A 26,196-nucleotide genomic window follows, 5' to 3' on the forward strand; every position below is an offset into this window, starting at 1 on the left:
CCATTGCAAATCTATTCCCGGGCCTGTAAATGCCGTCGCGTCGGCAATCCCGCAGCCCCGTCGGGACCACCCGGGAACCGGCCTGATGCCGCGCCAGCCTTTCCAAATGTGCGGCAGTCGCTCCGTCCATTCATGAGGAGGGAACTCATGTCTGAGCCGCACGATTTCACCATGCCGTCTGTCTTCGCCACGCCGCCGCCGGTTCTGCAGGCGCCGCTCACGCTGCTCCGAGGCAGGAAATTCCAGGGGCCGAGCAACATGTTCCTGCTGCACCAGAAAGATGTCGCCTATCTCGTCCTCGCCAAACGCATTCCCGAAACCGTATTCTACGCGCGCTATCTCTCCGAGATTCCCCGCGGTGTGAACGCGGTCGTGGTACGCACCGCGAACAAGGGTGCGATGAAGCTCGTCGGCTTCGCAAGTGTCCGCGCGGCCCTGCGCGCCATCTACCCGAAGGAGAATTTCATGGAAGTCGGGCCTGGTGTGGTCGTGAACCTGGATTTCGTCGTCGCCCTTCCCGAGCCTGGGAGAAAGCGCCGCATCGTGCTGATCGAAGTCGCGGGAGTCCTGGAAGGCATCGCGGTCTCGCGCCGCGGTGAGGCCAGGCTGCGGACTGCGCTCCGCGAACGTCAGTTGACCAATTAGAAGAGCGTCGGCCTGCCCGAGAGCAGCCTCGCCCGCGCGACGCCAGCCAGCAGACGGTGCGGCCGCCGCATGCCCGACGGCATGCGGCGGCCGCTCCCTGCAACGCGCTCCGCGCAGCCGACGCGTCACCATTGCATTGCGCCGCGGGGCGCACGCGACTACGGGAGAGCGACCACCTCCACTCCGGGCTCATCCCCATCCAGTGCGGCCCTTGGCTCCCACTCGACGTCGTGGCGCAGAGGATCGTGCAGAGCCAGCTGGCGGCCTCCGTGAACGACATACGTCCACCCGCAGTGTGACTCCTCTTCCGCCGCATCCGCGAGCTCCGTAACCGCGCGTCCGCGTCGCCGCGCGCGCGTGTCCTGCGGCGGTTCGACCATTGCGCGGGCAATCTCCTCGTCGCTGACGATGCGGTGGGACAGCACGCCTGCGCAATCCAGCGTCTCGAAGATTCCCTCGTCTCCGAGGGCAGCAAAGCGGCAATCGACTTCGAAGAGCTGGCTGCGGACGAGGTCGAAGCGCTGGAGCTGATCCATGCTCATCCCGGCGCGCTCCGCCTCGCGATGGGCCATGCGCAGCTTGTTCCCGTCGTACCAGGTCGTCGCCTTGTGAAGACGCGCGGGATGCGGCTGTTTCGCGCCGCCGGGATCCTGCTCCTCGGGCGGTGCGGCCTCTACCCGTTCCCGAACTTCGTTGCAGCGGGCCTGCTCGTCCTCCGTGAAACCCGCGCGCTCGAGCCGGTCGCGATACAGGGCGAGCTTGGTGGTCCAGTCGAGCTTTCCGACCGTTTCCATCGGATCGCGTGACAACGCATCGAGGATGCCGCGCCATCTCCGGCACACATCGTCCGTCCAGTCCGGGAACGTGAGCTCGGCAGCGTAGCGTTCGACGACCTCGAGGATGCCGCGCTGGATATCCACGACACCGAGTTCGCGCCCGTCCGCTAACCTTAGCGGCTTTCGCACCGATGGGTCGCGCGCGACCGCGTGGGCGGCAGCGAGAGGATCCGCGAGTGCCAACGCGGCGAAGGCCTGCGGGTTGTAGTCGAGCGTCAGCACCACGAGCGATGTCGTCCCCACTTTCAGGAACAGCGCGAGCTGTGAGCAAAGAGCCTCTCCGTAGGTCATATGAAGACGATGCCACGGAGGGTTCGACAGCGATTCGTCGCGCGTGTGGATGATCCCGCGCGCGTCGGTACTGCACGGCGAGATCACCGCACACAGGTGCATCGCGCGCGGCGACAGGACGAAGTGCATCCCGGCGCCACGGTTGTCGAAACCGCCGGCGCCCGAGTAAACGATCCGCGTGGTCATGTGCGGGACCAGTCCGTTGGCCACTTCCCCGATGTGCCTGCGGCACAGGTAGCTCTCGTGCTGTCCCCACGTATTTTCGCTGCCGGAGAAATCGACGTTGCTTCTCGTCAGCAGGCTGCGCACGAGACGTGGATCCGACTCCCGTGCGGCGGCTACGGCCTCACCAAGCATTCGGTCGCCGGCGGCCACGTGCCGTACAACGTCGGTGGGGTTCGTGACCTCCGGCGTGCAGTACTCGGGATGCGCGCCGCAGTCGACGTAGAAGCGTCCACCATTGCTCAGAAAGAACCCCGAGACTTCGTCCCGCGGCAGACGCGGGCGCAGCCTCATCTGTTGAAGGAGAACTTCCGCCGCATGCTCCGTGGGCATCGTCTTCCGGCGCTGGTTCCACAACGAGAGCGCATACTCGGTCTCCACCCCGAACAGCGCGACGGGCAACGGCGGGTTACTGGCCGCCATGCTGCCTGGCCGCGCGAAGGTAACGGCGGGAATCGTCGGACAGGCGTTGGTTGACGGCCTCGCGGGCGGTCTGGAGAAGCGTAGCCATCGCGCGCAGCACGTCATCGTTTGCCCCGTCTACGGCGGGGACAGTGGACGCCTGCTTTTCGGGAATCGGTCGTTCACGTTGTTCCATTGGGGTTCCTCCGGTCGGGTTGTCGGCTTCTGCAAAGATCGATCCTGGAAATTTGTCTCGGTGGACGCTTCCTCCGCCGGCGTCGCGTCCCGCTCGAGCGGACGTGAGAAGGCCGGGTCACGCGGATCGTCGAGCGCCAGCTCGAAATCCGGCCCTCCGTCGGCAGGGCGGATGCGAACGTAGTCCCAGTTGACGTCGCGCACTTCGTCGCCGAAGGTCCGAAGGACGAGCGCGCGCGCGAACGCCCGCGTATCGGCCGGCGGTTCGACCACGCTGCGAGCGATCGCTTCGTCGCTGGCATGGAGTTCGACGAGGCCGGCATCCTCGTAGGCCCAGTACAGTCCCCTGTCGGGATCGACCGCGGCGTACTGAAGATCGGCATGCTTGGCTGCCTCCGCGCGCTCCTCACGGTCGCGCATGGCGGGCAGCGATCGGATCGCATCCAGCTTGAGAACCCAGTCCAGACGCGGCGCGAGGGCAGCAAGATCTCCGCCGGCCAGCTTCGACAGCGTGTCGTCCCACAGGCTAAGGATTTCGTCGACCCGCGGGATCTCGGGGAATGCGCCGCGGGCGTGGGCCTCGACAGCCACGTCGAAATAGCGACGCTGCAGCTCGACGGCGGTCACCTCTTCGCCCGAAACGAGCGTGGCCCGCCGGCCCAGCTTGATGTCGTGACTCCACGCAACGATGGCATCGACGGGATCCTCGAGCAGGAGGCTGCGATCGACGTGCTCCGCTCCGAGCATCGCCAGCACGATCTGCTCCACGCCCACACGCAGGACCTGGGCGCCGTGACACAGGCCCGTGTCACAGTGAATGACGTGCATGCGTGCGAGGCTGTCGGGATTGCGCGAATCGAGCCTGTAGCCGCACAGCGGCTCGTCGCGGGTATTGACCAGCGGACGTGCCTCCGTCGTCTGGTACCCGAACAGAGACTCCATGTAGTCGGCGCGCTGCGAGAGCTGATACGTGACACGCGGACGCCCGTTCTCGGCACCGACCTTTCCGGCTCCGGTATAGACGATGCTCGACGCATGGTGAGAGGCCAGGAACAACAGCGAGCCGGCCCGCCGGCTGATTTCATCCCACGTGCGCCGGCGCACGAGGAAGTCGAGATGACCGCCGTAGGAGCTCGATTGTCCGTCGCTGTTGTTCGCGACCAGTTCGACGAACTCGCCGTCGGGCAGACCTTCCGATGCGCGCTCCGCGGCGTCGCGCGCGATACGGATCATCGCATGCCAGGCCGCCACGTGATCGAACGCGCTGGACACCTCCGGCAGGCACAATTCCACGTGATCCATGTCGATGTAGATGCAGCCGCCATTGGTCGCCAGCCACACGCGCGTGCGCTCGGCGGCCACCTGCTCCCACGCATCTCGTCCGGTGTCGCCGAAGTCATGCCCGATGGCAGCGAATCGGCCCGGTGCCACGCCGATGACATGCGCGAGGACGCGTCGCGCAGCCTCGCGGGAGCGATCAGTGACCGAATCCGCGCCGACGATGAAGTTGGCGAGCTCTACGTCCGCGCCGCACACCGTGGGGGCCAGCGGAGGGAGAGAATCGGGTCGGATCGTCGATGCGCTGCGCATGGACCATTCCCATTCCTTTTGTATTCGGCGCTCAGGCTGCCCGCAGGTAGCGATACGGCCTTGCCACCGACGGCTTCTCGGCAGTGACCTTGACGATGTCGATTTCGGCCGGCAGGTCGTTCACCCACGATCGCACGTTGTGGATCGTCAGCATCGAGCGCAGCCGGTCGAGCGTCTCCGCAACGCTGTCGCGAATGTCGTTGGGCCCGATTCCCCCGTCCTGGCCCGCCACTGCGCCCGCCAATGCACGCTGATAAGCGAGCTCGCGCGCGCGGTGAGACATCTGCTCGATCAGGCGGCCGCTGATCATCTCGCGAGCCTCGACCGCGCGGGTCGTGCTGTCGCGGAAGTGAATCGTCGCGATCCGCGCGCCGGCGTTCGGCGCATAGAGCGCGGAGACGGCCGCATCGATCATTTGCCGCCTGCTCCAGGCCGCGCCGCGATCGCCTTCGAAGTAGGGAAGGTCCTCGGCCAGGTGCACCGCAAAGATCTCGCGGGCCGCTTCGAGGTCGGGCCTCGGGACCTCGATGTCGATTTCCGCGATACGTTCGAGCAACGCGGAGTCGAGCAGATCGCGCCGGTTGGTCGCAGCGATCACGGCGATATTGCCGCGACGCACCAGACCGTCGATCTCGACCAGCAGGGCCGCGAGGAACTTGTCGCCGAGGTGCGACAGCGAAGCGCCACGCGCGCGGCCGATCGACTCGATCTCGTCCAGGAAAAGCACGGCGGGCTGGTCGCCGGCTTCCAGCGCCAGGCGTGCGAACGTGCTGCGGATGTTGTCCTCGGTGGCTCCCACCCACGGCGATTCGAACTCACCGGGGCGAACGATTGCCAGGCGGCACGGACGACCGGCGATTCGCGCAAGCTCCTTGATCGCGTTGCGCACCGCCAGGGTCTTGCCGGTTCCCGGCGGCCCGCTCAGCAGGACTGCGCGACGCGAACGCAGGCCGTAACGATCGGCGAGATCCGGCGCGACCAGGCGTGCGGTCAGGGCGTCCACCAGCCGCTTGACGGTTTCGCGGGCGCGCCGGCCACCACCAATGGTCGTCTCCTGGTCGAGATCGTCCACGAACATGCCGCTGCCTTCGTTCTGTTCGCCGAGATACTCGAGGGCGAGCTGGGCCCCGCGGTCGATCCGGAGCAGACTTCCGCGGCGCAGAGTCACGTCGTCGAGGCCGGCTCCTCGCCTGAGCAGGATCTCCTCGTCGCGAATCCTGGCCACGATGCGGCCGTCGAGACGTACGCGGTCGAACGCAGCCGTCTCTCCTCCGACATTGAGCTCGGGCGAAGCCACCGCCATCACCGCATCGCCGCCGCGACTGACGTAGACGAGATCCCCGGTCCGGAAACTGGTGGGGTCGACGCGATCCGATGCGATCACCAGTCGCTGAGAACCACCCATTGCAACCAGGATGTATCCCGTCCGTGCCAGGTCCGACGTGTCGATGACGCGGGCCGGGTACCACGGTGAGCTCTCGAGCTTCGCCACCAGGGCACGGAGCTGTTCGATCACGCCTTCGACGTGACGAAGCCTGGCCGCCCGCTCGTTCATCTCGAGTGCGAGCGTCGCGAGCAGAGTGCGCCCGCCGTCGTCGTTCAGGCTGCAATGTATATTGGCCAGTTCGGGGATGCTTTCGTTCGCCACTGCCCCGCTGACGATGGCCGTCAACATCGAGGCGGCGTCGGCGGGATCGATCTCGACTGACGGATTCGGACTACGACGACTCATGGGTGCGCTCCTTGCAATTCATCGTTGGAGGCTGCGGGGGGAGTGACGATGTCTGTCGAGGTCTCTGCGACAGTCAGGAATGGACGGGCCGTGACCACACCGTCCTGCCAGCCGAACAGGTTGAGCACCCGCCCCTCGCTCGGGAGGTCGCTGGCGAGAAGGGCAACCTGCCACGCTTTCGGGAAGCACGTGCGTTGCAGATGAACGTCATCCTCGCTGAAAAACGGCCGGGCTGCAGCGCAGCCGGCCTGCTTTTCGGGCGCGCATTTTGCGCAGAAATTCGGATGCGAATGCGCGTACCCACAGAGCAGCTCGCCGCGGCCACGCAGCGCCGCGATCTCGTGGATGGAGGCCCAGGACTCGTCGGTGAACACGAACGAGCGCCTCTCCGACACACCGCCGCGCACCGGAGCCAGCGCCGTCACCTCGACGAAGATTCGTCCGCTCCTTTCGTCGCGAGCGAGATGGCCGAGAAGCCCGGCGCCGCATTCGTTTTCGCCGGCTGCCGCTGCAAGTCGAAGCAGGTCGCGACCGACCACGGAGTGGACGACAACCGGACAAGGATCAGCGTCGTCCGGCCCCGCACCAGCCAGAAGAGACTCGAGAGGTCGCGGAACGATCGGCACCGCGTCCTCGTCGCTGCTCATCTCGAAGGCGAGCTCGCCGTCGCGACCTTGGCTGTCACCCGAATCGACAGCGGACACCGTGGAGCGCGACGACTCACCGCGAACAGCGTAAGCGGTGATGCAGCTTCGATAGAAGGCGCCGGCGGCGATGCGACCCTGCTCGACGAGACGGGTAGCGCCGCGACGAACCGCAGCACGCAGGTAGTGGGAAGCGACGAGGTCGACAACCACCGGGTCATCGCCTCGCTCTGCCTCCATGCTCACGCGCAGCGACCTGACGTAGGGCGCTCCCGCCTCGTCGGCCCAGACCGGGACGATGCCGCCCGGCGGCAGCGCGGCCGTCGAGGAGAGGAGTCCGGCGCGTACGCCGGCGAGGTGGCAGCATTCGTACGCCGGCCCGAAGTCCGGACCGAGACCCATCGTGCCGAGGTCCACACCGTCCTCGGTGAGATACTCGGCGACATAGCGATAGTTTCGATCCGCGGTCACGGCTCTCTCTCGACGTCCCGATCAGAAGTCGGCGATCTGGCTGCGCTCGTCCTCCGCGGCCAGACCGGTGGCGCCGCCCCCGGCCTGGATGTGAGGGTACAGCGAGATCTTGTCCTGTGGCTTGAGCGCTTCGCCGATCAATTCGCTGCCGTTCAGCGTGCGCCCCTGCCGCTCGAGGCGTGCGCGATATGTAAGAGGGCGCCCCGCGGCGTCCTCGCGGATCAGGCCGAGCCTGGCAACAAGGCTGCGCACCAGTTCTGCCACCGTCGCCTTGCCGGCCACGTTGCGCACCTGGACGCGGCGCTGCCCGCTGACGTCGCTCGCCGTCAGCTCGAGCGGCGCAAAGTCTTCCATCATTGCAGTCGTGCTCATCGTTATTTCTCCATTTCGTCTGCCGCGCGCGGTCTTGCCGGCCGTCGCCCGGGGTTGCTGCGTTCATTCGGTCAGGGGATTGATTCCGTGTCGTTGGAAGTCGCGCGGGCGCTGTGGGTCGAAGACTTCGAGTCGTGCCGGGCACAGTAACGCGTCGCGATCACCTCGTCGGTGGCGAGGACTCCCGACTCCGCGACGACCATTCGCGCCGCTACCGTGATCGCTTCGAAAGCGCTCACGAGCCTTTCGATGAACTCCGGCGAATCGAGATCGCCGTCGACGACGACTTCCAGGGCCGGGCTCGACGCGTCGCTGGTCACTTTACGTACGGCTGCCGCCGCGCGCTGGAGCAACAGGGACAAAGCCTCGCGGCATGCCGGCGCCTGAGCCGGCGCGTCCATCACGATCGGAAGGCGCACACGGCGACGCTGCGCCAGCCACGAAGCGCAAGCGCAAGAGCCCGGCACGTCGATCTCCACGGTGACGCCCAGCGGGAACCGAAGCTCGACGGGGCACGCAAGTCGCGCGCGAAGCTCCGCGGCGAGCGCGTGATATGCATCTTCGGACACACTCGTCTCCTCCGGCGCGGCCGTCGCAGACGAATCGGGCTCGAGCTCGTCCAGGAGAATTGCGGTAGCAGTCATCTCATCCTCCGCATCGCGTGTTCCTGCTGATGCGACAATAGCTTCGCTGCAGCTTGCCTCCGATAGCGGGGACAGTAACTGGCAGGCGCAGCACCGCCGCCGCGCACAATGCAGCAGCAGCCGGCGCCGCGCCGTAACCGCTCGTGGCCACTTCGTCCAGCAGCGCGCGAATGCGTCCGATGCGCGTCATGGCCGGACTGCGCATTTCGCGCGGCCGGCTCATCCGACGATCTCCATCGAGTCGAGAAGCGAACCGGGCAATGCGGGATCCGGCATGAACGCAGGATCCGCGAGGGAGCCGCGCCAGCGAAGCGGCCGGCCGTCGATGGGAAAACGGTGGAGGTTTGCCCGAGCCCACGAGCAGGCGTCGATGTTGAGCGCGTCGTATTCGACCGGCGTGAAGGACTGCCAGCTGATCAGCTCGTAGACCCGATAGAGCAGGTCGACCAGTGGCGTGGCCGGCGTGATGTTGCCGATGCAGATACCCGTCGGCGAGCGGGGCCCACCGATGTTCGGGTGCCAGATCGAAGCCGGCTCGATCCAGGTCAGCACCTCCGGCGGTCGCACCCTTCTCAGGTAGTCCGCCGCGAAGTGGAAGCCCACGACGAAGTGGTCCGCTTCCTCGATGTTGCCCGCCACGCTTCGCACGAGCCCACGACAACGAAATTCCGCGACGAGGAGCTCGGGCCCGCCGATGACGGCCAGGCGCACGAGGTCGGACGAGGCCGCCATCGCCATGGCCTCGTCGAGCTGCGTCGCCAGGAACGATTTGGTAATGCCATCCATCAGAGCCTCCGTTTCGGCCGTTTCAGGAAACACAGGCCACGCGCTGCTCGATAGCCGCGTAGTCGTCATCGTGAAACGCACATTCGAGACACGCGCTGTCGGGCCCCGGCCGGTAGCCGGCGATGCGAACGGCGGGAACCGTTGCGTCCACGGCGGCATCGACGAAAGGAGCTCCCATCCGCCACGCCATCTCGGCAATCGACTGACGCGCCGCCCGGGAATCGACGCAACTTGCGACAAGGGCTCCGCGCAGCACGCCGGGAGGCACCTCTTCGACCCGCGAAACGTACGCCACCACGGAAAGGAAAGGCCGCCGCCGCAGCGCGTAGCGGGCCTGCACGATGGCTTTCGGATGTCCGACGTCGCTCGCGTCGATTCGCTGACCCGCAAGGTTCGCTGCCTCGTAGGTGTCGGGGTCGATGAGAATCAGCCGGTCGGTCAGCGGGGACAGGCTCCGAACGATGGCATCCACCAGGTTGGAACCAATGTTTCCGAGACCAACGACGACGAGCGTACGAATGGCGTCGCCCGCACCATCGACGATCCCGTCAGACTCCGCATCGGGCCGGTACTCGAAGGAGCGCACGGCCTCGGCTCCTTCCACAAGCAGGAGATCGCCAACTCGCAGCCCCAGCTTTGCGAGCCGTATCTCGCCGAGCGGTGACGCGAGATCGGTGAGCGGCAACGCGTCGAGAAGATCCATCCCGTTCGTGACGAGGCACTCCCCACATGACGGACACGACGCCGTGCAGTTCTCCGCGTCCCGGACGAAACGCCATACGTGAGCGACGCCGCGTGGACAGCGGGGACAGCCGACCGTGCTGACGAACCGTCGTCCGAAGACGGCGATGTTGCGGGCGCCGCGAACCCCGGCCGCCAGCTCGCTCGTGTGGAGGTCGGCGACGAACTCCGGAAGATCGGCCGTGTGGTCGAACCGACAGCGTCGATTGCGAACGAGGCGTGAGGTCTGCGCGGCCCGATCGGCCAGGTCGTGGAAACTCTCGATCCCCAGAATCGAGCCGTCGATCCTTCCTTGCTGGATACGCTCGATCTCCATCATGAGGAGACCCGCCGCGATCGACCCGAGCGCGATCGGCGCGGCCGTGGCCGTGATCCCTTGCGGTGGCCGCATCCCCATCAGAGGCGACACGGCATCCATCCCAACGTCGCCTCACCCGGCTCGAGAGTCGGTCCGCCGCAAGTTACGCATTCACGATGAAACGCGAAGCAAGGCCTTTCTTCCGCGTGATGGTAGAGGACGCCGCAGACCGGGCAGGCGACCACCGTCGTGCCGACCTCGATGTTGCCACGACAGCGCGGGCAGCGCGTTCCTTCCTCCTCGCTTCCGCCGCGAAACCGGATCGGCTCCGCGAGACTCTCGGCCGAGAACCACAGGCGGCGACCGTCGCCGCAGAGTAGCTCGTCGCGATCGCGGAGTACCCGGAAGCCGGTTGCGACGCCTTCCCCATTGATTCGCACACGATTCGCGAGGTCGAGCAGCGCGTATCCGCGTTGCCCGTGCGCCGACGATGCGATGCGGACGATCGTCGCACCGTCGTCTGTCCATTCTGCCAGCGCACGCTCGGCCGCGAGGTGCTCGGCGACCCATTCTTCGTCCTCGAGGTACCAAAGGTGCGCCATCCGGACATTCCTCCCTGCCGCGACCGGTCGCCGTCCCCGATGACGATGCCGGTCGGGCCAAAGTCGCGCGTTGAGTCCGGGCACATTCCTACACCCCCATCTTTTGAATGTGATCCCATCTTTCAGCAGGTGAGAGCGAATCCTGAGTAACTGGTCGCCGAAGACCGGTCGGCGTGAGCAACTCCCACACGCCGCGAAACTTTGTTATGCGAAGATCAGGAACTCACCGCCGCGTCAGGTCGCATCGCTTCTTCGATTCGGCTTCGTGAGAAACTCTTCAAACTCGCGAGGAACGAACGGGATGCAGCCAGGCGCCGGAGCACCTTCTTCCGTTTTCCAGCGCGGCGGGAAGACTGCTTCGAAGACCGCGTTCTTCGGCGTGTGCAAGTCCATGAATTCTTCCCATACTTTTTCTCGCCCGGTCCTGGTGCCGTAGTTCACCGCCGCCAGGCACAGCATGGCGATGCTGAAGCTGAGGCAGAAAGACCGAAAAAACGTGGCGTACCTGAAGTGCTCTCCTGGTCTGGAACTCATCGAACACCCCTGGGCGGCGTTTCGCGCCGGCCGACATCGACGTTCCATTGCATGGCGGGAACGCGGTCCTGCAGTGCAATGCAAGGTCGCACGCAGAAATGCTCCGCGCACCGTCGATCGGCGTGCCTGGTCGTGCGGTCACATTCGCCGGACGTGGCGGCCCACTGAACGGCCATCCACCCGGAGCGGCCGGCGGTACGAGAACGAGGGACGAGGTTTTTTCTTGTCGACAGGGCGCTGCACGGTGCTATTCTTCGGCTGCCGGCAGCGACTACCGGAAGAGACGCACAATCATTCTGGCGCAGCGTCGAGAACCGGAGGGCTCATCCATGAACGACGACGTCGGTCGATCGAAGCATGCGAACTCAGGCATCGCGGCGGCCGTCGTACCAGCACGCTTTTTCGTCACCACACTCTTTGTCCTCGCGACGGTTCTGCCGCCGGTGGGCGGCATTGCGTCAGCCGCGAGTCCCTGCGGTGACGTCGATTGCAGCGGGACCGTTCTTGCGAGGGACGCCCTCATCGTGCTGAAGACAGCGGTCGGACTGGACGCCGGTGCTCAATGCGCGTGTCCGCCGGTCACGAGCACGACCACGCTCTCGCCGTCGTGCTTCGCCGCGGACGTTCCCGACTTCGTTGGCAAACTCGCCGCCTCGCGCTGCGTAGCGTACTCACCAAGCGGCGACTGGAACCCCAACACCGGTCAGTACCCGACTGCCAAGAGCGTCTCCGACGACCTTGCCCTGCTCCGCAGTACGGGCTTTGACTGCATCGTGACCTACGGCGCCGATCATGTGCTGGCCGATATCCCCTGCATGGCCAAGGCCGCCGGCTTCGGGCTCGTCATCATGGGAATCTGGGACCCGCGAAGCGAGGTCGAACGTGCCGGAGCAGTGGCCGCGTCCGAATGCGCCGATGCCTACAACGTCGGGAACGAGGGGCTGACAAACCCGTACTGCTGCGGGGCCGCCTACTCCTGGGACGACCTGCTTTCCGCGGTCTCCAGTCTACGCACCGAGACCTGCCGGCCAGTCACGAGCAGTGAGCCCATTGGCGCTTACCTGGACGGCGTGGCCGGGCACTCGGCCTCCGAGATGCGCGGCCTCGGCGATTGGGTGTTCGCAAACGCGCACCCATACTTCGCCGGTAAACGCGACGCCGCTTCGGCTGCCGCCTGGTCTGTCGAGCAGTATCAAACTTTGCTGACAGCGAGCGGCGCCGGCCGATTCGTGATGTTCAAGGAGACCGGAATGCCGAGCGCTGGCGACACCGGGCTGAGCGAGGAGAACCAGAAAAACTATTTCGCCGCGCTGCTCCAGACGCAGACTCGATTTGCTGCCTTCGAGGCCTTCGATCAGGCTTGGAAGCAGAATCTTCCGGTAGAGCCGCACTGGGGGATATACCGGAGCGATCGCACGCCAAAAACAACGGCTGGAGTGTTTGCGGGCGGGTAATCGGAGCGTCTCGGCATTGATCAGGTATTGCTGCCGGCTCGACGCAAGAATCCTTTGCCATCCCTTTGCATTGAAGAGTGACAGCGACGGAGATCCACTCGCTGCGGCTCCCGTAGCCTTTCTCCCGGCCCTCTCCGGGCATCAGCGCCCGCGCGCGATGAAGGCAGCGACGTCGAAGTGCTCGGGCACCGTTCCTCCGTCCTTGTTGCCGTACCAGTATTACCAGCCCTCTTCGGACGTCGCGTTGCCTGAGACCGGCGCCGGCCGCGCTCACGAAATCGCGGATCGCCGTCCGGCGCCCCATTCACATGACGAGCGCCCGCACCCCGACGAGCACCGTCGCCGAGCCCAGCACCATCTGCAGGCCGAGCGCGGGGCCGCCGATCCGCGCGCCTGCACGCAGCGGCAGCGACAGAGCCATCGAGAACAGGAGCATGCCGCCGATCGATCCGATCCCGAAGATCGCGATGTTCGCGAGCACTCCGGCCGCCGAATGCGACTGCGGCAGCATCAGCAGGAGCAGCGGCCCCGATCCGGCGAGTCCATGAAGAGTCCCCATCGCCAGGGCGCGGCCAGGCGTGCGGTGTGAGTGGTCGTGCGCACCGTCCGTACCATGATGATGCAGGTGCAGGTGCCTTAGGCCACCGGAATGCTCGTGCACGTGCAGGTCAACTCTGCTCAGCCAGGCACGTCGCAGCACGCCGGCGCCCATCACGAGCAGCACGGCGCCGACGATACGGTCGAGGAACCGTTCGCTGCCGTCGGGAATGGCGGTTCCGGCTGCCAGTACCAGCGCGCCCATTACGAGCAGCGTCAGCGTGTGACCGGTTCCCCAGCCGAGCGCCAGCCGCAGCATTTCGCGGCGCGACGACGTCCTGGTCGCCATCGCGGCCACTGCCGCGACGTGATCGGCCTCGAGTGCATGCCGCAGCCCGAGCACGAAACCGAAAAGCATCATGGACGGGAGCATCGGTTCAGCCTCCTTGCGCGCCAGAGCCGGCGTGCGCTGCGCAATCGAACGGGAAGACGGCGGAATCGAACGGAAAATCCGCGGAGATCCGCGCCGCAGGCCGTTGGACGGGTCGGATCCCGCAGCGCGCCAGCTCGCTTGCGATTTCCTCGGCGGCAGCCGACGCGGCGCGAGACATCGCCGCGCTGAGACCTACGCCGATACCCACCGACTCGGGAGTCGCGCCAACCATCAGCACTTCGAGCCTGCCGGCCCCGACGAAATCGCGAATCGCAATCGCCTCCGCCAGCGCGGGGTCGTGCTCGCTCACGCGTGGGCGCAGCGCCAGCGCTGCCGAGAGCTCGTGATTTCGGAAGCAGCACAGCGTGCCTGGCTCGGCGGCCGCCGCGACTGCATCGACGAAGATCACGTAATCGCGACCGCACAGCAGGCCGGCAAGGTCCAGGCCGGGGGTTCCCGCGTCGATCAGCTCGACGTCCACCGGCAGGTACCAGCGCGCGGCGAGCAGAGCGATGACCGCCGGTCCGAAACCGTCATCGCCGAGCAGGACGTTGCCGATGCCGATCACGGCAATCGGCGCGACTGCCAGCTCTGCACGTGCCGCGTTCATCGCACGCTCACTGTTGCCAGCGTTTTTCCGTCGGGATCGAGCGTATGGCACGCACATGCCATGCACGGATCGAAAGAGTGCACGGTGCGCAGCAGCTCGAGCGGCCGCGTCGCGTCCGCCACCGGGTTGCCGAGCAGCGAGGCCTCGTAAGGTCCCGCGACGCCGCGCTCGTCGCGGGGACTCGCGTTCCAGGTCGTCGGAACTACCGCCTGGTAGTTCTTGATGCGTCCGTTCTCGACGACGACCCAGTGCGACAGCGTTCCGCGCGGCGCCTCGTGAATTCCGAGGCCCTCGAACGTACCGGTCCCGAACGCCGGCGGGTTGCAGACGGCCAGGTCGCCCTTGGCGACGTTGCCGACCAGAAGCTGCCAGTGCTTCAGCGCAAGATCCCCGAGCACGGCGCAGCGCACGGCACGCGCCAGGTAACGGCCCATCGTCGACTGCATCGCATCGATGCCGATCTGTTTCTTCGCGATCGTCGAGACGGTGGCCAGCGCCCCGTCCAGATGCTTGCGCGTCAGCTCATGGCCGAGCGCGTAGGCGACGAGCACCGAGGAGAGGGGCCCGACTTGCGCGGGCTGTCCCTGGAAGCGCGGAGCCTTGACCCAGGAATACTTCCCGTCGTCCTCGAAGTCGGTGTAGTGCGGAATCGTCTCGCCCTGGAACGGCGCCTTGGCTCCTTTGCCGTTGTACCAGGCGTGCGTCACGTCTTCGACGACGTTGTCGCGCAGCCACGGATCGCGCGAGCCGGTGATCGCGCGAACGCTCGCAAGGTCGCCGTTCATGATGGTTCCACCCGGCAGGTCGAATTGCGTCGAGGCCGTGTCGATCGGCAGGTCGGGCACCGAAAGGTAGTTGCGCACGCCGGCGCCGTACTCGAACCATTCCGGATAGAACGCGGCAATCGCGCAGGCATCCGGCAGGTAGACCTGGTTGACGAACGGGATCACGTCATCGAGCAGGTCCTTGACGAGGTAGAGCCGGTCCATGTTGAACGCACCGCCGGCATCGAGGTTGATGGCGTTCATCACGCCGCCGACCGTGAGGTTCTGGATATGCGGCGACTTGCCGCCGAGGATCCCGACCACCTGCGTGGCCTTCCTCTGGATCTCCAGCGCCTGCAGGTAGTGCGCGAGCGCGAGCAGGCTCACTTCCGGCGGAAGCTTCATCGCCGGATGACCCCAGTAGCCGTTGGTGAAGATGCCGAGCTGTCCGCTGTCGGCCAGCGCGAGCACTTTTTTCTGTACGGCGGCCATCTCCTGGACCGAGTTTCTCGGCCAGTCCGACAGGCTCTGCGCGATCTGCGCGGCCTTGGCGGGATCGGCCTTCGGGATCGTCATGACGTCGATCCAGTCGAGCGCCGACAGGTGGTAGAAGTGCACGATGTGGTCGTGCAGGCCGTGTGCGATCAGGATGAGATTGCGGATGAACTGCGCGTTGAGCGGAATTTCGAGCTCGAGCGCGTCCTCCACGGCGCGCACCGAAGCGATCGCGTGCACCGTCGTACAGACGCCGCAGAAACGCTGCGTGAAGAACCACGCATCGCGCGGATCGCGGCCGAGCAGGATCGGCTCGATGCCGCGCCACATGCTGCAGGAGGCCCACGCCTGGTTCACCTTGCCGCCCTCGACGACGGCGTCGATGCGCAGGTGTCCTTCGATGCGGGTGATCGGATCAATGCTGAGGCGAGTCATGACAGCCCCCTTGCCGCGTTCGGTGCGGCAGGCCCCGGCGGACGCCCGGGCAGAGCGGAAAGGATCGGCAGCGTGCGGACGAAGATGATGTAGATGGCGGCCTCGGCGGCGACGAGGCCCAGGGTGATCAGGATCTCGGGCACGCTCGGGAAGTAGTGCCAGTCCGGTCCCGGCGAGAACGCGAGCAGGAAGACGTCAAAGCGGTAGAGTCCGCCGGCAAAGAGCAGCAGCATCGCTCCGCGAAACAGGTTGGCGGGGTTCTTTCGCTGCGCATCGGTAGCGAGCATCGCCACGACCAGCGCGAGCAGCAGCACCTCGAAGATCCACATGATCGCGTAGACGTCGCCCCGCAGCAGGTCGCCGAAGTGGCCGCGCATCGCGACGTCCGCGAGCCGGACGACAACGAACACGACCGCGACCCCGACGATGATGCGGCCGAGATCGGCCAGCATCGGGATCTCGGAGCGCGCGCCGAGGTAGCGCGCGGAGAGCAGCCCTTCGATCACGACCGCCCCGAACCCCATCAGCACGCACGAGAACAGGAACAGCAGCGGCAAAAGCGGCGAGTTCCACAGCGGATGCAGCCGCGGCCCGGAAAGCAGCAGGAGTCCGCCGAGCGAGGACTGGTGCATCGTCGGCAGCAGCACGCCGAGCGCCGTCACCCACAGCATCGAGCTTCTCACCTTGGGCAGCGTCACGCGGGCGACTTTGCGCAGGACCGGCCAGCGTGCCGTCGTTGCACGCTCGAGCATCGCCGGTGTGAGCTCGAACCACAGCACGACCGTGTAGGTCATGATGCACAGCGCGACTTCCAGCAGCTCCGACTGGGCATTCCACTGCCAGACGAAGATGGGGATCTTCCACGTCATCCACGGCCGGCCAAGATCGAGCATGACCGACAACGCGGCGATCGTGTAGCCGAGCGCGCTCGTCAGCATCGCGGGTCGAATCAGCGGATGGTACTTCCCCCGGTTCAGGATGTAGACGAGCATCGCGATGACGTAGCCGCCGCACCCGAGCGCGGTTCCGGTGACGACGTCGAACGCGATCCACAATCCCCACGCGTAGCCGTCGTTCATGGCGGTTGCGCCGCCGAGACCGACGGCGGCGCGATAGAGAATCATGGCGACCCCGAGCGCCGTGAGGCCGAGCAGGCCGACGACGGTCGGAGTCAGGATGCGGCCACCGAGGGGCTCGGGACGAGGCGTGGCGCTCATGACGATTCCTCCTCGGACGCAGGCTCGTCGCGGTCATCGTCATCGCCGCTCGTCCTGCGGTTTTTCCACATGACTCCGGCCAGCACCGCGTAGAGCGCGAACGGAGTCGTGAAGCCCTGGTAGATCGTCTCCTGGATCGAGCGCAGCCTGGCGGGCGCCGCTTCGTCGCCGTAGGCCGGCAGGCCGAGCAGGTCGAAGTCGACGCCAGCCAGGTACAGTACCTGGGTACCGCCAACCTCGTGCTCGCCGTAGACGTGCTTGACGTAACGTTCGGGCTGCTCTTCGAGGCGCCGGTGCGCTTCGGCCAGCAGCTCGCCGCGCTTGCCGTAGATCACCGCGTGGGTCGGACACACCTCGGTGCAGGCAGGCTGTTTACCGACCGCGATGCGATCCTTGCAGAGCTCGCACTTGACGATCTTGCCGGCCAGGCTCGACCACTCGAACTTCGGAACGTTGAAAGGGCAGGCCATCTCGCAGTAGCGGCACCCGACACAGAGATCGGCCTGGTAGGTGACGATGCCGTGCTCACGCTTGGCCAGGGCCCCGATCATGCAGGCCGCGGCGCAGGCCGGATCGATGCAGTGCATGCACTGGCGCTTGACGAACGAATACTTGTCGCCGGTTTCGTCGCGATAGCACTTGATGATGTTCTTGGTGTGCTCGTTCAGGTCGAGCGGCATCTGCCATCGCTCGGAAGACGCGCCGGTGTCGGGCTCGAGGTCGTTGGCCTCGTTGCAGGCCACCATGCACGCCTTGCAACCGATGCAGCGTGTCGCGTCGTAGAGCATCCCGTCGTAGCCGCTCGCGTCCACGGCAGGCGTCCCGGACGATGCCCTGCACACCGATGGAACCACCGCCGCCGCCGCCATCGATCCGGCAGCTCCGGCGAGGGCTTTCAGCGCAGAACGTCTGGAGATGCCCATGGCTTACTCCTTGCCCGGTCGCTCGGAATCGGGCGGCGGTTCGTCTTTCGCTCCTGAGACCTTGGTCGCTGCCACCAGGCCGCCGCCGACCAGCGCCCCCACCACGGCGCCGCCGAGACCGATGGCCACCTTGCTCGTGGTTCCCTGGTCCGTGTGGATCGGCGCGTACGTGGCGGGCGGCGCGATGTCGTGCGGTCGCACGGTGTCGAACAGTGGCACGTGGAACGCGACGTCCTTCTCGGTGCAACCGTAGCAAGGCGCGCCGATGCCGATCGGCCAGCAGTCGGGCGTCTCGTTGAAGTGCCGAGTCGAGCACGAAGCGTGCGTCACCGGACCTTTGCACCCCATCATGTAGAGGCACCAGCCCTTGCGATGCCCCTCGTCACCGAACGCGCGAACGAACTCGCCGGAGTCGAAATGCGCACGCCGCGGGCAGTGGTCGTGGATCACCCGGTCGTACGCGAACAACGGCCGGTGCAGGTCATCGAGCGCCGGAAGCTTGCCCACCACCGCATACTCGAGGACCGTCGCCAGCAGGATGTACGGATTGGCGGGGCAGCCGGGCAGGTTGACGATCGGCTTGTCGTGGACGATCGAAGTGACGCCCACCGCGTCGGTCGGATTCGGTCCCGAGCTCGGGATTCCGCCCCATGACGCGCACGATCCGATCGCGATGATCGCTGCCGCGCCCTTCGAAGCATCCGTCAGCAGGTCGATCGCGGTGCGTCCGGCGATCTTGCAGTAGATGCCGTTGTCCTTCCTCGGGATCGATCCCTCGACGACGAGGATGTACTTGCCGAAGTTCTCCTTCATCGCCTGTTCGAGCGCGGCCTCGGCCTGCGTCCCCGCGGCCGCCATCAGGGTCTCGTGGTAGTCGAGGGAGATCAGGTCGAGGATCAGCTCGCCGAGGTCGGGCGCCGAGGTGCGAAGCAGCGACTCGGTGCAGCCGGTGCAGTCCTGCATGTGCAGCCAGATCACCGACGGCCGTCGCGCCTTGGCGACGGCGCGGGCGACATCGGCCGCATGTGCGCGGCTGGTCAGCACCATGCCGGCCGGCGCGACCACCATCAGCTTCATGCAGAACTCGATGAACTGGCGTCTGGTGACGCCGGAGCGCATCAGCTGCCTGCCGATGGACTTCGGCTCGTCGGGGAACTCGAATCGTTTGAGCGACATGGCACACCTCCGTGGCCGCGCGCGATGTCAGCCAGGCATCGTGGCTCCCGTCTCGAGCGGCTGCGGGCTGCGCAACCGCTGCATCCAGCTCATCCATGAATCGATTCCCCGGCCCGTTTTCGCCGAAACGTAGAGCACGCGCGGGACCGGCATGACGGCGGCCAGCGCCTGCTCGAGTGCCGCAAGGTCGTACTCGGGAAGCGCAGGCAGCAGGTCGATCTTGGTCACGACGACCAGGTCGGCGTTGCGGAACATCACCGGGTACTTGAGCGGCTTGTCTTCGCCTTCGGTGACCGACAGCGCGACGACGCTGGCCTGCTGGCCGAGGTCGTAGATGGCCGGACACACGAGGTTGCCGACGTTCTCGATGAAGAGGTAGTCGGCGTCGTGAACGAAATCGCCGTGCAGCGCATGATGGACCATCTCGGCGTCCAGGTGGCACGCCGAGCCGGTCGTGATCGCACCGGCACGGATTCCTGCTGCGCGCACGCGGTCGGCGTCGCGCTCGGTCTCGAGGTCTCCGGTGATCGCGGCGAGCCGTTCGCGACCCTTGAAGTTCCGTGCCGTCGCTTCCAGCAGCGCGGTCTTGCCGGCGCCCGGCGATCCCATCAGGTTGATCGCAACGACACCGTGGGAGCGCAGGTGCTCGCGATTGTGCGCCGCCGTGCGGTCATTGCCGGCGAGCAGGCGCTCGTGCAGCTCGAGCGGAACGATCCGGGTGTCTCCACATCCACAGTCGTCACACATTGGGCACCTCCAGCTCTACGCGCTCGAGCACGAGTGCGTCGCCGCCGGCCATGCGCGCCGGCCACCCGCACAGCGGACAGGCCAAGCGGCGGCCGGTCTCGATGCGGCCTCCGCAGCAGTCGCAGACCCAGCGCGTCTCCTCGGTTTTCAGCTCGAGCTCCGCACATTCGCACAGCGTGCCGGGCCGGCTCATCTCGAACGCGGTCGCCAGCAGGGACGGCTCGACGCCGCCGGCATCCCCGATGCGCACCGTCACGCGATGGACGGCGCTCGCATGATGGGCACGCGCCTGTTTTTCGACGAGATCGAGAAGGGCCTGGACGAGAGAGTATTCGTGCATGGCAGGCCTCAGCAGATCCTCGGGAGCTGCTCTCCGGAAAGTCGCTCCAGCCGCCTGTGGCTTCCGATACCGGTGCGCAGCAGCACGCGTCCGGCCGGACCAGTGGTAACCTCGCCGATGCGACACGCAGACTCTCCGCCTGAGACCGCGCGAAGGGCGGCCACGGCGCGATCGGCACCCTCGTTCGGCACGATCGCGAGGAAGCGGCCCTCGCAGGCAACGTAGAGCGGATCGAAACCGAGCAGCTCGCAGGCAGCGCGTACTTCGGGACGCACCGGCACCGCTGCCTCATCGATCGTGACGCCGACACCGGAAGACAAGGCGATCTCGCAAAGCGCCGTCGCCAGGCCGCCGCGTGTCGGGTCGCGAAGCGTGCGCGTGGACGGCACGGCATCGAGCATGGCCCTGACCAGCGGCAGCACGCACGCCGAGTCGGACACCAGCGACGTCTCCATCTCGAGTCCGCTGCGGGCGCTCATCACCGCGATGCCGTGATCGCCGACCGGTCCGGAGACGAGGACCGCATCGCCGGGCCGTGCGCGCCGCGGGCCGACGTCAATGCCACGACGCACGCGGCCGATCCCGGAAGTGTTGACGTAGATGCCGTCCCCCTTGCCGCGATCGACGACCTTGGTATCGCCGGTCACGATCGGCACGGGGCACGCCGACGCCGCGGCCGCCATCGACGAGACGATGCGGCGAAGATCGGCAGTCGGGAACCCTTCCTCGAGCACGAACGCGACGCTGAGCGCTACCGGTTCGGCGCCGCACATCGCCAGATCGTTGACCGTGCCGTGCACCGCCAGCGAGCCGATGTCGCCTCCGGGGAAGAACACCGGCTGCACGACGAAGCTGTCGGTCGAAAAAGCCAGGCGCGTGCCCGCGACGTCGAGCAGCGCGCCGTCGCCGAGCGCTTCCAGCGCAGGGCTGGCGAACGCCGGCACGAACATGCTCTCGATCAGCTGCGCCGATTTTCGGCCGCCTCCGCCGTGGGCGAGCTGCACGATCGAATCCTCGAACACGGGAAGCGGGCACGACAGTGCTCCGATGGCGCCTTCGAAGCCGTTGATCTTCATGCCCTGGCCTCCTCGCCTTCGGCAGCCGTGCGCCCGTAGTGGAAATACGCAGCGCACGCGCCTTCGGCCGACACCATCGGCGCGCCGAGCGGATGATCGGGCGTGCAGCGCGCGCCGAACTGCGGGCATCGCGTCGGCACGAGACGGCCCTGCAGGACGAGCCCGCTCGGACAGTCGTCGGGCTCGTCGACGCGCAGGTCTTCCAGGCCGAAGACGCGTTCGGCATCGACGGCGGCGAAGGCCGGAGCGAACGCGTAACCGCTGGCGGGAATCTCGCCGAGGCCGCGCCACTTGCGGTCACAGACCTCGAAGACCTCGCCGACCACCCTTCTCGCCGCGGCGTTGCCGCCGGCAGAGGCTACGCGCGCATAACGGTTCTCGACACACGCGCGGCCCGTTTCGAGCTGCTCGATGGCCGCAAGCACGCCGCTCAGCAGGTCGAGCGGTTCGAAACCGGTGATGACGATCGGGATGCCGAAGCGGCGGCTGACCGTCTCGTACTCTTCCTGGCCGGTGATGACGCAGACGTGGCCCGGCGCGAGCAGGCCGTCGATCTCGCAGCCGTCGGCAGAGAGCAGGGCCTCGAGCGCCGGTGGAACCAGCACGTGCGAGACCAGCATCGAGAAGTTTCTGACGCCTTCGCGCATCGCGACCAGGGCCGCCATCGCGTTGGCGGGCGCGGTCGTCTCGAATCCTACGGCGAAAAACACCACAGGCCGCGAAGGCTCGCGCCGGGCGATCGCAACGGCGTCCATCGGTGAGTAGACGATGCGGACGTCGGCGCCGCGGGCCTTGGCCAGCAACAGGTCTCCGTGCGAGCCCGGAACGCGCAGCATGTCACCGAAAGAACAGAAGATGACGCCCGGCGTGGCGGCGATCGCCAGCGCGCGATCGATCTGCTCGAGCGGCGTGACGCAGACCGGGCAGCCGGGACCATGGATCAGGCGCAGCTTCGGCGGAAGCACCTGGTCGAGACCGAATTTCAGAATCGCATGGGTCTGGCCGCCGCAGACTTCCATCAGCGTGGCCGGGCGCACGAGCGCCTTTTCGATGCGCGAGAGCACCGAACGGATCGCGAGCGGATCGCGGTATTCGTCGAGGTGGCGCATCAATGGAGCCTCCTCAGCTTCGGCTGCTCCGCCATCGCCGGCAGGGAAGCCTCGAAACGCGCAAGCGAGTCCGGATCGTCGCGCAGTACGTCGAGAGCCGTCAGTGCATCGAGCGTTTCGGCCGCGACGACCTCGTCGATGACCGCGATCGCAAACCCGACGTGAACGAGCACGTAATCGCCGACCTGGGCTTCGGGAACGAAGGCGAGATTGGTCGGCCGGCGGACTCCTCCGAAGTCGACTTCGCCCGCGCGCAGCTCTTCCGCGCCGCAAACCGAAACCAGCCGTCCTGGAATGGCAAGGCACATTTCAGCGGACCTCCGCGCGGCGAGCCGTGCCGCCGAAAACGCTGCGCTCGCCGCGAAGCGTTGCAGCAGCAATGGCCGCCTGGCCGAGCGCGATGCCACCGTCGTTCGGCGGAACGTCGCGGTGCGTGACCACGCGGCCTCGTACCAACAGCAGGCCGCGGGTCCTCGCGAGCAGCAGCGCGTTCTGGAAACAGCCGCCGCTTAGAACCACCGGCATCGGGCCGAGCTCGGCCATCGCGCCCGCCACCATCTGGTCGGCAACCGCGGCCATCGTCGAATGGATGCGCGCTGCCACGGTCGCGGGCGCCGTCCCGCCGATGAGATCGAAAACGACGGCTCGAACCGCCGGGCGAAGATCGACCACCGACACGCCGGCTGCGAAGGACGACGCAGCCTCCATCGCGAACGGATAAGCTCGGCCTTCGCCGCCGGCTGCCGCTGCTTCGAGCGCCGCTGCGACCGAGCCTTCGTAGGAAGAAACACCGCGCCCGAGCACGAGCGCGCCGAATGCGTCGAAGTAACGCCCGGCGCCGTGGGCGCACGGCGAATGCAGGCCGGTGGCGATCATGCGCCGAACCAGCGCCACGTTCGCGGCCGGGATCTCGTCGAAAAGGTGCAAACCGTCGATCGGAGCGTCGCCGTCGAACGCATCGTCGACGAGCGAGAGGGCGAGCCGCCAGACCTCGCGAATCGCAGCATCGCCGCCGGCCAGCGCAATGGGGCGCAGCGTGCCCATACGGACAAAACCGGCAGAGTCGGCCGCGAGCAACTCGCCGCCCCACGCCGTGCCGTCACCGCCGTCGCCGGTTCCATCCCACGCAAGCCCGAGCACCGGTCCGTCGATGCCGTGCTCGGCAATCGCGCTGGCGATGTGCGCGTGGTGATGCTGGACGCCGATCGTCACGCCACGGCCGCGCGAAAGTGCCCAGCGAGTGGAAAAATACCCGGGGTGCAGGTCGTGCACGAACGCTTCCGGCTCGATGCCGACGAACGAAGCGAACCGGTCGATGCCGTCTTCGAAACCGCGGCAGGCTTCGTCGGTCTCGAGATCGCCGATGTGCGGTCCGAGCCAGGCCGCCCGGCCCGAAGCGAGGCAGAACGCGTTCTTCAGGTGCGCGCCGCAAGCCAGCAGCGGCATCGGCGTCGGCACTGCCAGATCGATCGCGGCCGGGACGAGCCCGCGAGCGCGACGCAGCACGGTGGGCGCTCCGCCGAGAACCCGCACGATCGAGTCGTCGCACCGGCAGACGATGCGCCGCGAATGCCGCAGCAGCGCATCGACGACCGGCGCAAGGCGCGAAGCCGCATCGTCGTCGTCGAAACACATCGGCTCGTCGCTGACGTTGCCGGAGGTCATGACGAGCGTTCGGCCGGTTCGCTGCAGCAGAAGCTCGTGCAGCGGCGTGTACGGAAGCATCACGCCGACCATCCGCGAGGCGGGGGCGATCGCGTCGGCCAGCGGCGCATCGAGCGCTTTGTCGAGCAGCACGATGGGATGCGCGGCCGATTCGAGCAGATCGCTTTCGACCGGCCCGATCGGCGCCAGCGAGCGTGCAGCCTCGAGAGACGGTGCCATGACTGCCAACGGCTTCGCGTACCGGTGCTTGCGCTGCCTCAGCCGCTCGACCGCCAGCTGCGACGAAGCGTCGCACGCAAGGTGGTAGCCGCCGAGTCCCTTGATCGCGACAATCCTGCCGGCGGCCAGAAGTTCGGCAGCGGCTTCAATCGGGTCACCGGCGACGGGGAAGCCGCGGTTATCGACGAGCTCGAGCGACGGGCCGCAAATCGGACAGGCGTTCGGTTGGGCATGAAAACGGCGGTCGGAGGGATCGTCGTACTCGCGACGGCACTTCTCGCACATGACGAACGGGGCCATGCTCGTGCGCTCGCGGTCGTACGGCACGTCGAGCGCGATCGTGAAGCGGGGGCCGCAGCGCGTGCAGTTCGTGAAGCAGTAGCCGAAGCGCCTGTCGTCCGGATCGAGAATCTCGCTGCGGCAGTCCGCGCACAGCGCCAGATCGGGCGGGATCGACGGTCGGCGCTCCCCGCCGGCGCTGCTGGCGACGATCTCGAACCTCGCTACGTCCTGGAATGGAATCGCCTCGACGCTGAGATTGCGGATTCGCGCTGCCGGCATCGGCGGACTTCCGAGGTTCGCAACGAAACAGTCGAGGCCGGCGCCGGCGCCGAAAGCCTCGATCGTAACCGCATCGCTGTCGTTCCAGATCCTGCCGGCGATCGAATGGCGAGAGGCGAGCGCGTGAACCCAGGGCCGCATGCCGACGCCCTGGACCGCACCTTCGATGCGAATCCTGAGGCCTGCAGTTGTCGGCACGTGCTGGTCGAGCACCGGCGCCCCTTCGCGCGCGAGCATTCCTGTCCACCGGAAGCTGTCGCGCTGGCTTCTCGGTGCATCAATCGCGCCAATCCGGTCGGCGCAAAAACGCCAGACATTTCGGCAGAAGTGCGTCGCGAAACCGACGAAGATTCCCAGGATTGCGTCCGCGCCCCGCGAAATCGTCAGTTCGTGGAATTCGTTCGATACGCCGGCGTAGTCGCTTTGGCCGCCCAGTGGACGCACCCGATTGGCGCGGTCCGTGTGGCGAGCGGTCCGGACCGCTGACGAACGACCCGCGCGGAAAGCCGATGAAATTCGCCTTGACATGCAACCTAACGGTTGCCTCTCATGCGCCTGTGGATGCGGTTTTCCGGGCATTGGCGGATCCGAGCCGGCGCGAGCTGCTGGACCGCCTGCGCGCGGAGAACGGGCAGGCACTCGGCGAGCTTTGCGCTCGCCTGACGATGAGCCGGCAGGCCGTGAGCAAACATCTGGCGCTGCTGGAGGAGGCCAACCTGGTCGTCACCGTCAAGCGCGGCCGCGAAAAGCTGCACTATCTCAATCCGGTGCCGATCCACGAGATCGCCGAGCGCTGGATCGGCAAATTCGAACGCCATCGCCTTCAGGCGCTGAGCGACATGAAGAAAGCGTTGGAAATCAAGTAAGGAGAGATGCGATGTCCAAGCCCGTTTTTGTCTACGTCACCTATATTGCTTCGACGCCGGAGAAAGTCTTCCGGGCATTGACCGACACCGATGCCACCGCAAAATTCTGGTTCGGCAATGCCGTCACTTCCGACTGGAAAGTCGGCTCGCCGGTCGCATTTCACCGCGACGGCAAGCTGATCATCAGCGGAAAAGTGCTCGAGCACGATGCGCCGCGACGACTGTCCTACACGTTCACCGCGGAGCACGAGCCGCACAACGGCAAGGAAGGCCCGTCGCGCGTCGTGATGGACCTCGAACAGCAGCGCGACCAGGTGAAGCTCACGATCGCGCACGACGGGTTCGCGCCCGACAGCAAGGTATTTTCCGGCATCAGCAACGGCTGGCCGCTGGTGCTCTCGAATCTGAAAAGCTACCTCGAAACGGGAACGACGCCGCTTCACGCGCCGTGGTACGAAGAGCAGGCCGATCGGGACTCGGAAAAGATCGCTTCGTGAACGAGGGAGCTCCCGCGAGGAGCCTGTCGCGACGCCGCTGATCCGGTCGCTCGCGGAAACGCGGAGC

27 protein-coding genes are annotated in these 26,196 nt (G+C 66.5%); 4 read left to right on the forward strand and 23 right to left on the reverse strand.

The genetic code is table 11. The features are described from left to right. The first annotated feature begins 258 nt into the window (after positions 1-258). A complete protein-coding gene (locus tag VGK20_12990) occupies positions 259-645 on the forward strand; it encodes a hypothetical protein (GenBank protein HEY2774955.1) in 387 nt (128 codons plus the stop codon). Between the two features lie 158 nt (positions 646-803). On the opposite strand, the gene VGK20_12995 is transcribed toward VGK20_12990, so the two are convergent. From VGK20_12995 to VGK20_13045, 11 genes are all read right to left on the reverse strand, one after another. Beyond that, the gene (locus tag VGK20_12995) at positions 804-2,417 is read right to left on the reverse strand and encodes a proteasome accessory factor PafA2 family protein (GenBank protein HEY2774956.1); all 1,614 of its coding nucleotides are present in this window, start codon (positions 2,415-2,417) and stop codon (positions 804-806) included. Positions 2,418-2,534: 117 nt separating this feature from the next. Next, on the reverse strand, positions 2,535-4,181 hold the full coding sequence (locus VGK20_13000; protein ID HEY2774957.1) for a proteasome accessory factor PafA2 family protein: 1,647 nt from the start codon (positions 4,179-4,181) through the stop codon (positions 2,535-2,537). A gap of 31 nt (positions 4,182-4,212) precedes the next feature. Continuing rightward, positions 4,213-5,913, reverse strand: coding sequence for an ATP-binding protein (locus VGK20_13005; protein ID HEY2774958.1), 1,701 nt, complete (start codon positions 5,911-5,913; stop codon positions 4,213-4,215). Then, positions 5,910-7,028: a hypothetical protein gene (locus VGK20_13010; GenBank protein HEY2774959.1), complete on the reverse strand. Its 1,119-nt coding sequence runs from the start codon at positions 7,026-7,028 to the stop codon at positions 5,910-5,912. Before VGK20_13010 ends, VGK20_13005 begins: the two co-directional genes overlap by 4 nt. A gap of 21 nt (positions 7,029-7,049) precedes the next feature. After that, positions 7,050-7,400 carry a hypothetical protein gene (locus VGK20_13015; GenBank protein ID HEY2774960.1) on the reverse strand — a complete coding sequence of 117 codons (351 nt, stop codon included), beginning with the start codon at positions 7,398-7,400 and terminating at the stop codon, positions 7,050-7,052. Positions 7,401-7,471: 71 nt separating this feature from the next. Continuing rightward, a complete protein-coding gene (locus tag VGK20_13020) occupies positions 7,472-8,044 on the reverse strand; it encodes a hypothetical protein (GenBank protein HEY2774961.1) in 573 nt (190 codons plus the stop codon). Between the two features lies 1 nt (position 8,045). Continuing rightward, on the reverse strand, positions 8,046-8,267 hold the full coding sequence (locus tag VGK20_13025; GenBank protein HEY2774962.1) for a hypothetical protein: 222 nt from the start codon (positions 8,265-8,267) through the stop codon (positions 8,046-8,048). Beyond that, the gene (locus VGK20_13030; protein ID HEY2774963.1) at positions 8,264-8,830 is read right to left on the reverse strand and encodes a hypothetical protein; all 567 of its coding nucleotides are present in this window, start codon (positions 8,828-8,830) and stop codon (positions 8,264-8,266) included. The genes VGK20_13025 and VGK20_13030 overlap by 4 nt, the downstream gene beginning before the upstream one ends. Positions 8,831-8,852: 22 nt before the next feature. Then, positions 8,853-9,989: a ThiF family adenylyltransferase gene (locus VGK20_13035; GenBank protein ID HEY2774964.1), complete on the reverse strand. Its 1,137-nt coding sequence runs from the start codon at positions 9,987-9,989 to the stop codon at positions 8,853-8,855. Beyond that, positions 9,968-10,471 carry a hypothetical protein gene (locus VGK20_13040; GenBank protein ID HEY2774965.1) on the reverse strand — a complete coding sequence of 168 codons (504 nt, stop codon included), beginning with the start codon at positions 10,469-10,471 and terminating at the stop codon, positions 9,968-9,970. The genes VGK20_13035 and VGK20_13040 overlap by 22 nt, the downstream gene beginning before the upstream one ends. Before the next feature lie 234 nt (positions 10,472-10,705). Then, positions 10,706-11,005 carry a hypothetical protein gene (locus tag VGK20_13045; protein HEY2774966.1) on the reverse strand — a complete coding sequence of 100 codons (300 nt, stop codon included), beginning with the start codon at positions 11,003-11,005 and terminating at the stop codon, positions 10,706-10,708. Between the two features lie 329 nt (positions 11,006-11,334). Between VGK20_13045 and VGK20_13050 the strand changes: the two genes are divergently transcribed. Further along, entirely contained in the window at positions 11,335-12,459 is a 1,125-nt protein-coding gene (locus tag VGK20_13050; GenBank protein HEY2774967.1) for a glycosyl hydrolase family 17 protein, read from the forward strand. Positions 12,460-12,763: 304 nt separating this feature from the next. Here the strand turns inward: VGK20_13050 and VGK20_13055 are convergent, their stop codons facing one another. Genes VGK20_13055 through hypF form a run of 12 tightly spaced genes read right to left on the reverse strand, consistent with a single transcriptional unit; the run spans position 12,764 to position 25,003 of the window. Beyond that, on the reverse strand, positions 12,764-13,429 hold the full coding sequence (locus VGK20_13055) for an urease accessory protein (protein HEY2774968.1): 666 nt from the start codon (positions 13,427-13,429) through the stop codon (positions 12,764-12,766). Positions 13,430-13,433: 4 nt separating this feature from the next. Next, positions 13,434-14,039, reverse strand: a complete 606-nt coding sequence (locus VGK20_13060) for a hydrogenase maturation protease (protein ID HEY2774969.1) — start codon at positions 14,037-14,039, stop codon at positions 13,434-13,436. Then, positions 14,036-15,733 (reverse strand): nickel-dependent hydrogenase large subunit, encoded by a 1,698-nt coding sequence (locus VGK20_13065; GenBank protein ID HEY2774970.1) that lies wholly within the window; start codon positions 15,731-15,733, stop codon positions 14,036-14,038. The genes VGK20_13060 and VGK20_13065 overlap by 4 nt, the downstream gene beginning before the upstream one ends. Next, on the reverse strand, positions 15,730-16,950 hold the full coding sequence (gene hybB / locus VGK20_13070; protein HEY2774971.1) for a Ni/Fe-hydrogenase cytochrome b subunit: 1,221 nt from the start codon (positions 16,948-16,950) through the stop codon (positions 15,730-15,732). The genes VGK20_13065 and hybB overlap by 4 nt, the downstream gene beginning before the upstream one ends. Continuing rightward, positions 16,947-17,873 carry a hydrogenase 2 operon protein HybA gene (gene hybA, locus VGK20_13075; protein HEY2774972.1) on the reverse strand — a complete coding sequence of 309 codons (927 nt, stop codon included), beginning with the start codon at positions 17,871-17,873 and terminating at the stop codon, positions 16,947-16,949. Before hybA ends, hybB begins: the two co-directional genes overlap by 4 nt. A gap of 3 nt (positions 17,874-17,876) precedes the next feature. Then, on the reverse strand, positions 17,877-19,049 hold the full coding sequence (locus tag VGK20_13080) for a hydrogenase small subunit (GenBank protein ID HEY2774973.1): 1,173 nt from the start codon (positions 19,047-19,049) through the stop codon (positions 17,877-17,879). A gap of 27 nt (positions 19,050-19,076) precedes the next feature. Continuing rightward, the gene (gene hypB / locus VGK20_13085; GenBank protein ID HEY2774974.1) at positions 19,077-19,796 is read right to left on the reverse strand and encodes a hydrogenase nickel incorporation protein HypB; all 720 of its coding nucleotides are present in this window, start codon (positions 19,794-19,796) and stop codon (positions 19,077-19,079) included. Further along, positions 19,789-20,136, reverse strand: a complete 348-nt coding sequence (locus tag VGK20_13090; protein ID HEY2774975.1) for a hydrogenase maturation nickel metallochaperone HypA — start codon at positions 20,134-20,136, stop codon at positions 19,789-19,791. Before VGK20_13090 ends, hypB begins: the two co-directional genes overlap by 8 nt. 8 nt (positions 20,137-20,144) lie before the next feature. Continuing rightward, positions 20,145-21,212, reverse strand: coding sequence for a hydrogenase expression/formation protein HypE (gene hypE, locus VGK20_13095; GenBank protein HEY2774976.1), 1,068 nt, complete (start codon positions 21,210-21,212; stop codon positions 20,145-20,147). After that, a complete protein-coding gene (gene hypD, locus VGK20_13100) occupies positions 21,209-22,321 on the reverse strand; it encodes a hydrogenase formation protein HypD (protein ID HEY2774977.1) in 1,113 nt (370 codons plus the stop codon). The genes hypE and hypD overlap by 4 nt, the downstream gene beginning before the upstream one ends. Beyond that, positions 22,321-22,629: a HypC/HybG/HupF family hydrogenase formation chaperone gene (locus VGK20_13105; protein ID HEY2774978.1), complete on the reverse strand. Its 309-nt coding sequence runs from the start codon at positions 22,627-22,629 to the stop codon at positions 22,321-22,323. Before VGK20_13105 ends, hypD begins: the two co-directional genes overlap by 1 nt. A 1-nt stretch (position 22,630) precedes the next feature. Continuing rightward, positions 22,631-25,003 carry a carbamoyltransferase HypF gene (hypF, locus tag VGK20_13110; GenBank protein ID HEY2774979.1) on the reverse strand — a complete coding sequence of 791 codons (2,373 nt, stop codon included), beginning with the start codon at positions 25,001-25,003 and terminating at the stop codon, positions 22,631-22,633. Between the two features lie 272 nt (positions 25,004-25,275). Here hypF and VGK20_13115 point away from each other — a divergent pair, with 272 nt between their 5' ends. Beyond that, on the forward strand, positions 25,276-25,632 hold the full coding sequence (locus VGK20_13115) for a metalloregulator ArsR/SmtB family transcription factor (GenBank protein ID HEY2774980.1): 357 nt from the start codon (positions 25,276-25,278) through the stop codon (positions 25,630-25,632). An 11-nt stretch (positions 25,633-25,643) separates the two neighbouring features. Next, on the forward strand, positions 25,644-26,129 hold the full coding sequence (locus tag VGK20_13120) for an SRPBCC family protein (GenBank protein ID HEY2774981.1): 486 nt from the start codon (positions 25,644-25,646) through the stop codon (positions 26,127-26,129). Positions 26,130-26,196 lie beyond the last annotated feature (67 nt).

This window comes from Candidatus Binatia bacterium (genome assembly GCA_036493895.1).
Classification (GTDB): domain Bacteria; phylum Desulfobacterota; class Binatia; order UBA1149; family CAITLU01; genus DATNBU01.

What these genes read in the sequence shown, in the direction of transcription:
- VGK20_13030 (HEY2774963.1), bottom strand. Translation starts at nt 8,830, where the DNA reads ATGGATGGCATTACCAAATCGTTCCTGGCGACGCAGCTCGACGAGGCC.
- VGK20_13015 (HEY2774960.1), bottom strand. Translation starts at nt 7,400, where the DNA reads ATGAGCACGACTGCAATGATGGAAGACTTTGCGCCGCTCGAGCTGACG.
- hypB (HEY2774974.1), bottom strand. Translation starts at nt 19,796, where the DNA reads ATGTGTGACGACTGTGGATGTGGAGACACCCGGATCGTTCCGCTCGAG.
- VGK20_12990 (HEY2774955.1), top strand. Translation starts at nt 259, where the DNA reads ATGTTCCTGCTGCACCAGAAAGATGTCGCCTATCTCGTCCTCGCCAAA.
- VGK20_13080 (HEY2774973.1), bottom strand. Translation starts at nt 19,049, where the DNA reads ATGTCGCTCAAACGATTCGAGTTCCCCGACGAGCCGAAGTCCATCGGC.
- VGK20_13105 (HEY2774978.1), bottom strand. Translation starts at nt 22,629, where the DNA reads ATGTGCCTTGCCATTCCAGGACGGCTGGTTTCGGTTTGCGGCGCGGAA.
- VGK20_13040 (HEY2774965.1), bottom strand. Translation starts at nt 10,471, where the DNA reads ATGGCGCACCTTTGGTACCTCGAGGACGAAGAATGGGTCGCCGAGCAC.
- hypF (HEY2774979.1), bottom strand. Translation starts at nt 25,003, where the DNA reads ATGCTCGCGCGCGAAGGGGCGCCGGTGCTCGACCAGCACGTGCCGACA.
- VGK20_13090 (HEY2774975.1), bottom strand. Translation starts at nt 20,136, where the DNA reads ATGCACGAATACTCTCTCGTCCAGGCCCTTCTCGATCTCGTCGAAAAA.
- VGK20_13115 (HEY2774980.1), top strand. Translation starts at nt 25,276, where the DNA reads ATGAAATTCGCCTTGACATGCAACCTAACGGTTGCCTCTCATGCGCCT.
- hypD (HEY2774977.1), bottom strand. Translation starts at nt 22,321, where the DNA reads ATGCGCCACCTCGACGAATACCGCGATCCGCTCGCGATCCGTTCGGTG.
- VGK20_13065 (HEY2774970.1), bottom strand. Translation starts at nt 15,733, where the DNA reads ATGACTCGCCTCAGCATTGATCCGATCACCCGCATCGAAGGACACCTG.
- hybB (HEY2774971.1), bottom strand. Translation starts at nt 16,950, where the DNA reads ATGAGCGCCACGCCTCGTCCCGAGCCCCTCGGTGGCCGCATCCTGACT.
- VGK20_13005 (HEY2774958.1), bottom strand. Translation starts at nt 5,913, where the DNA reads ATGAGTCGTCGTAGTCCGAATCCGTCAGTCGAGATCGATCCCGCCGAC.
- hypE (HEY2774976.1), bottom strand. Translation starts at nt 21,212, where the DNA reads ATGAAGATCAACGGCTTCGAAGGCGCCATCGGAGCACTGTCGTGCCCG.
- VGK20_12995 (HEY2774956.1), bottom strand. Translation starts at nt 2,417, where the DNA reads ATGGCGGCCAGTAACCCGCCGTTGCCCGTCGCGCTGTTCGGGGTGGAG.
- VGK20_13050 (HEY2774967.1), top strand. Translation starts at nt 11,335, where the DNA reads ATGAACGACGACGTCGGTCGATCGAAGCATGCGAACTCAGGCATCGCG.
- VGK20_13055 (HEY2774968.1), bottom strand. Translation starts at nt 13,429, where the DNA reads ATGCTCCCGTCCATGATGCTTTTCGGTTTCGTGCTCGGGCTGCGGCAT.
- VGK20_13000 (HEY2774957.1), bottom strand. Translation starts at nt 4,181, where the DNA reads ATGCGCAGCGCATCGACGATCCGACCCGATTCTCTCCCTCCGCTGGCC.
- VGK20_13120 (HEY2774981.1), top strand. Translation starts at nt 25,644, where the DNA reads ATGTCCAAGCCCGTTTTTGTCTACGTCACCTATATTGCTTCGACGCCG.
- VGK20_13060 (HEY2774969.1), bottom strand. Translation starts at nt 14,039, where the DNA reads ATGAACGCGGCACGTGCAGAGCTGGCAGTCGCGCCGATTGCCGTGATC.
- hybA (HEY2774972.1), bottom strand. Translation starts at nt 17,873, where the DNA reads ATGGGCATCTCCAGACGTTCTGCGCTGAAAGCCCTCGCCGGAGCTGCC.
- VGK20_13045 (HEY2774966.1), bottom strand. Translation starts at nt 11,005, where the DNA reads ATGAGTTCCAGACCAGGAGAGCACTTCAGGTACGCCACGTTTTTTCGG.
- VGK20_13035 (HEY2774964.1), bottom strand. Translation starts at nt 9,989, where the DNA reads ATGGATGCCGTGTCGCCTCTGATGGGGATGCGGCCACCGCAAGGGATC.
- VGK20_13020 (HEY2774961.1), bottom strand. Translation starts at nt 8,044, where the DNA reads ATGACTGCTACCGCAATTCTCCTGGACGAGCTCGAGCCCGATTCGTCT.
- VGK20_13025 (HEY2774962.1), bottom strand. Translation starts at nt 8,267, where the DNA reads ATGAGCCGGCCGCGCGAAATGCGCAGTCCGGCCATGACGCGCATCGGA.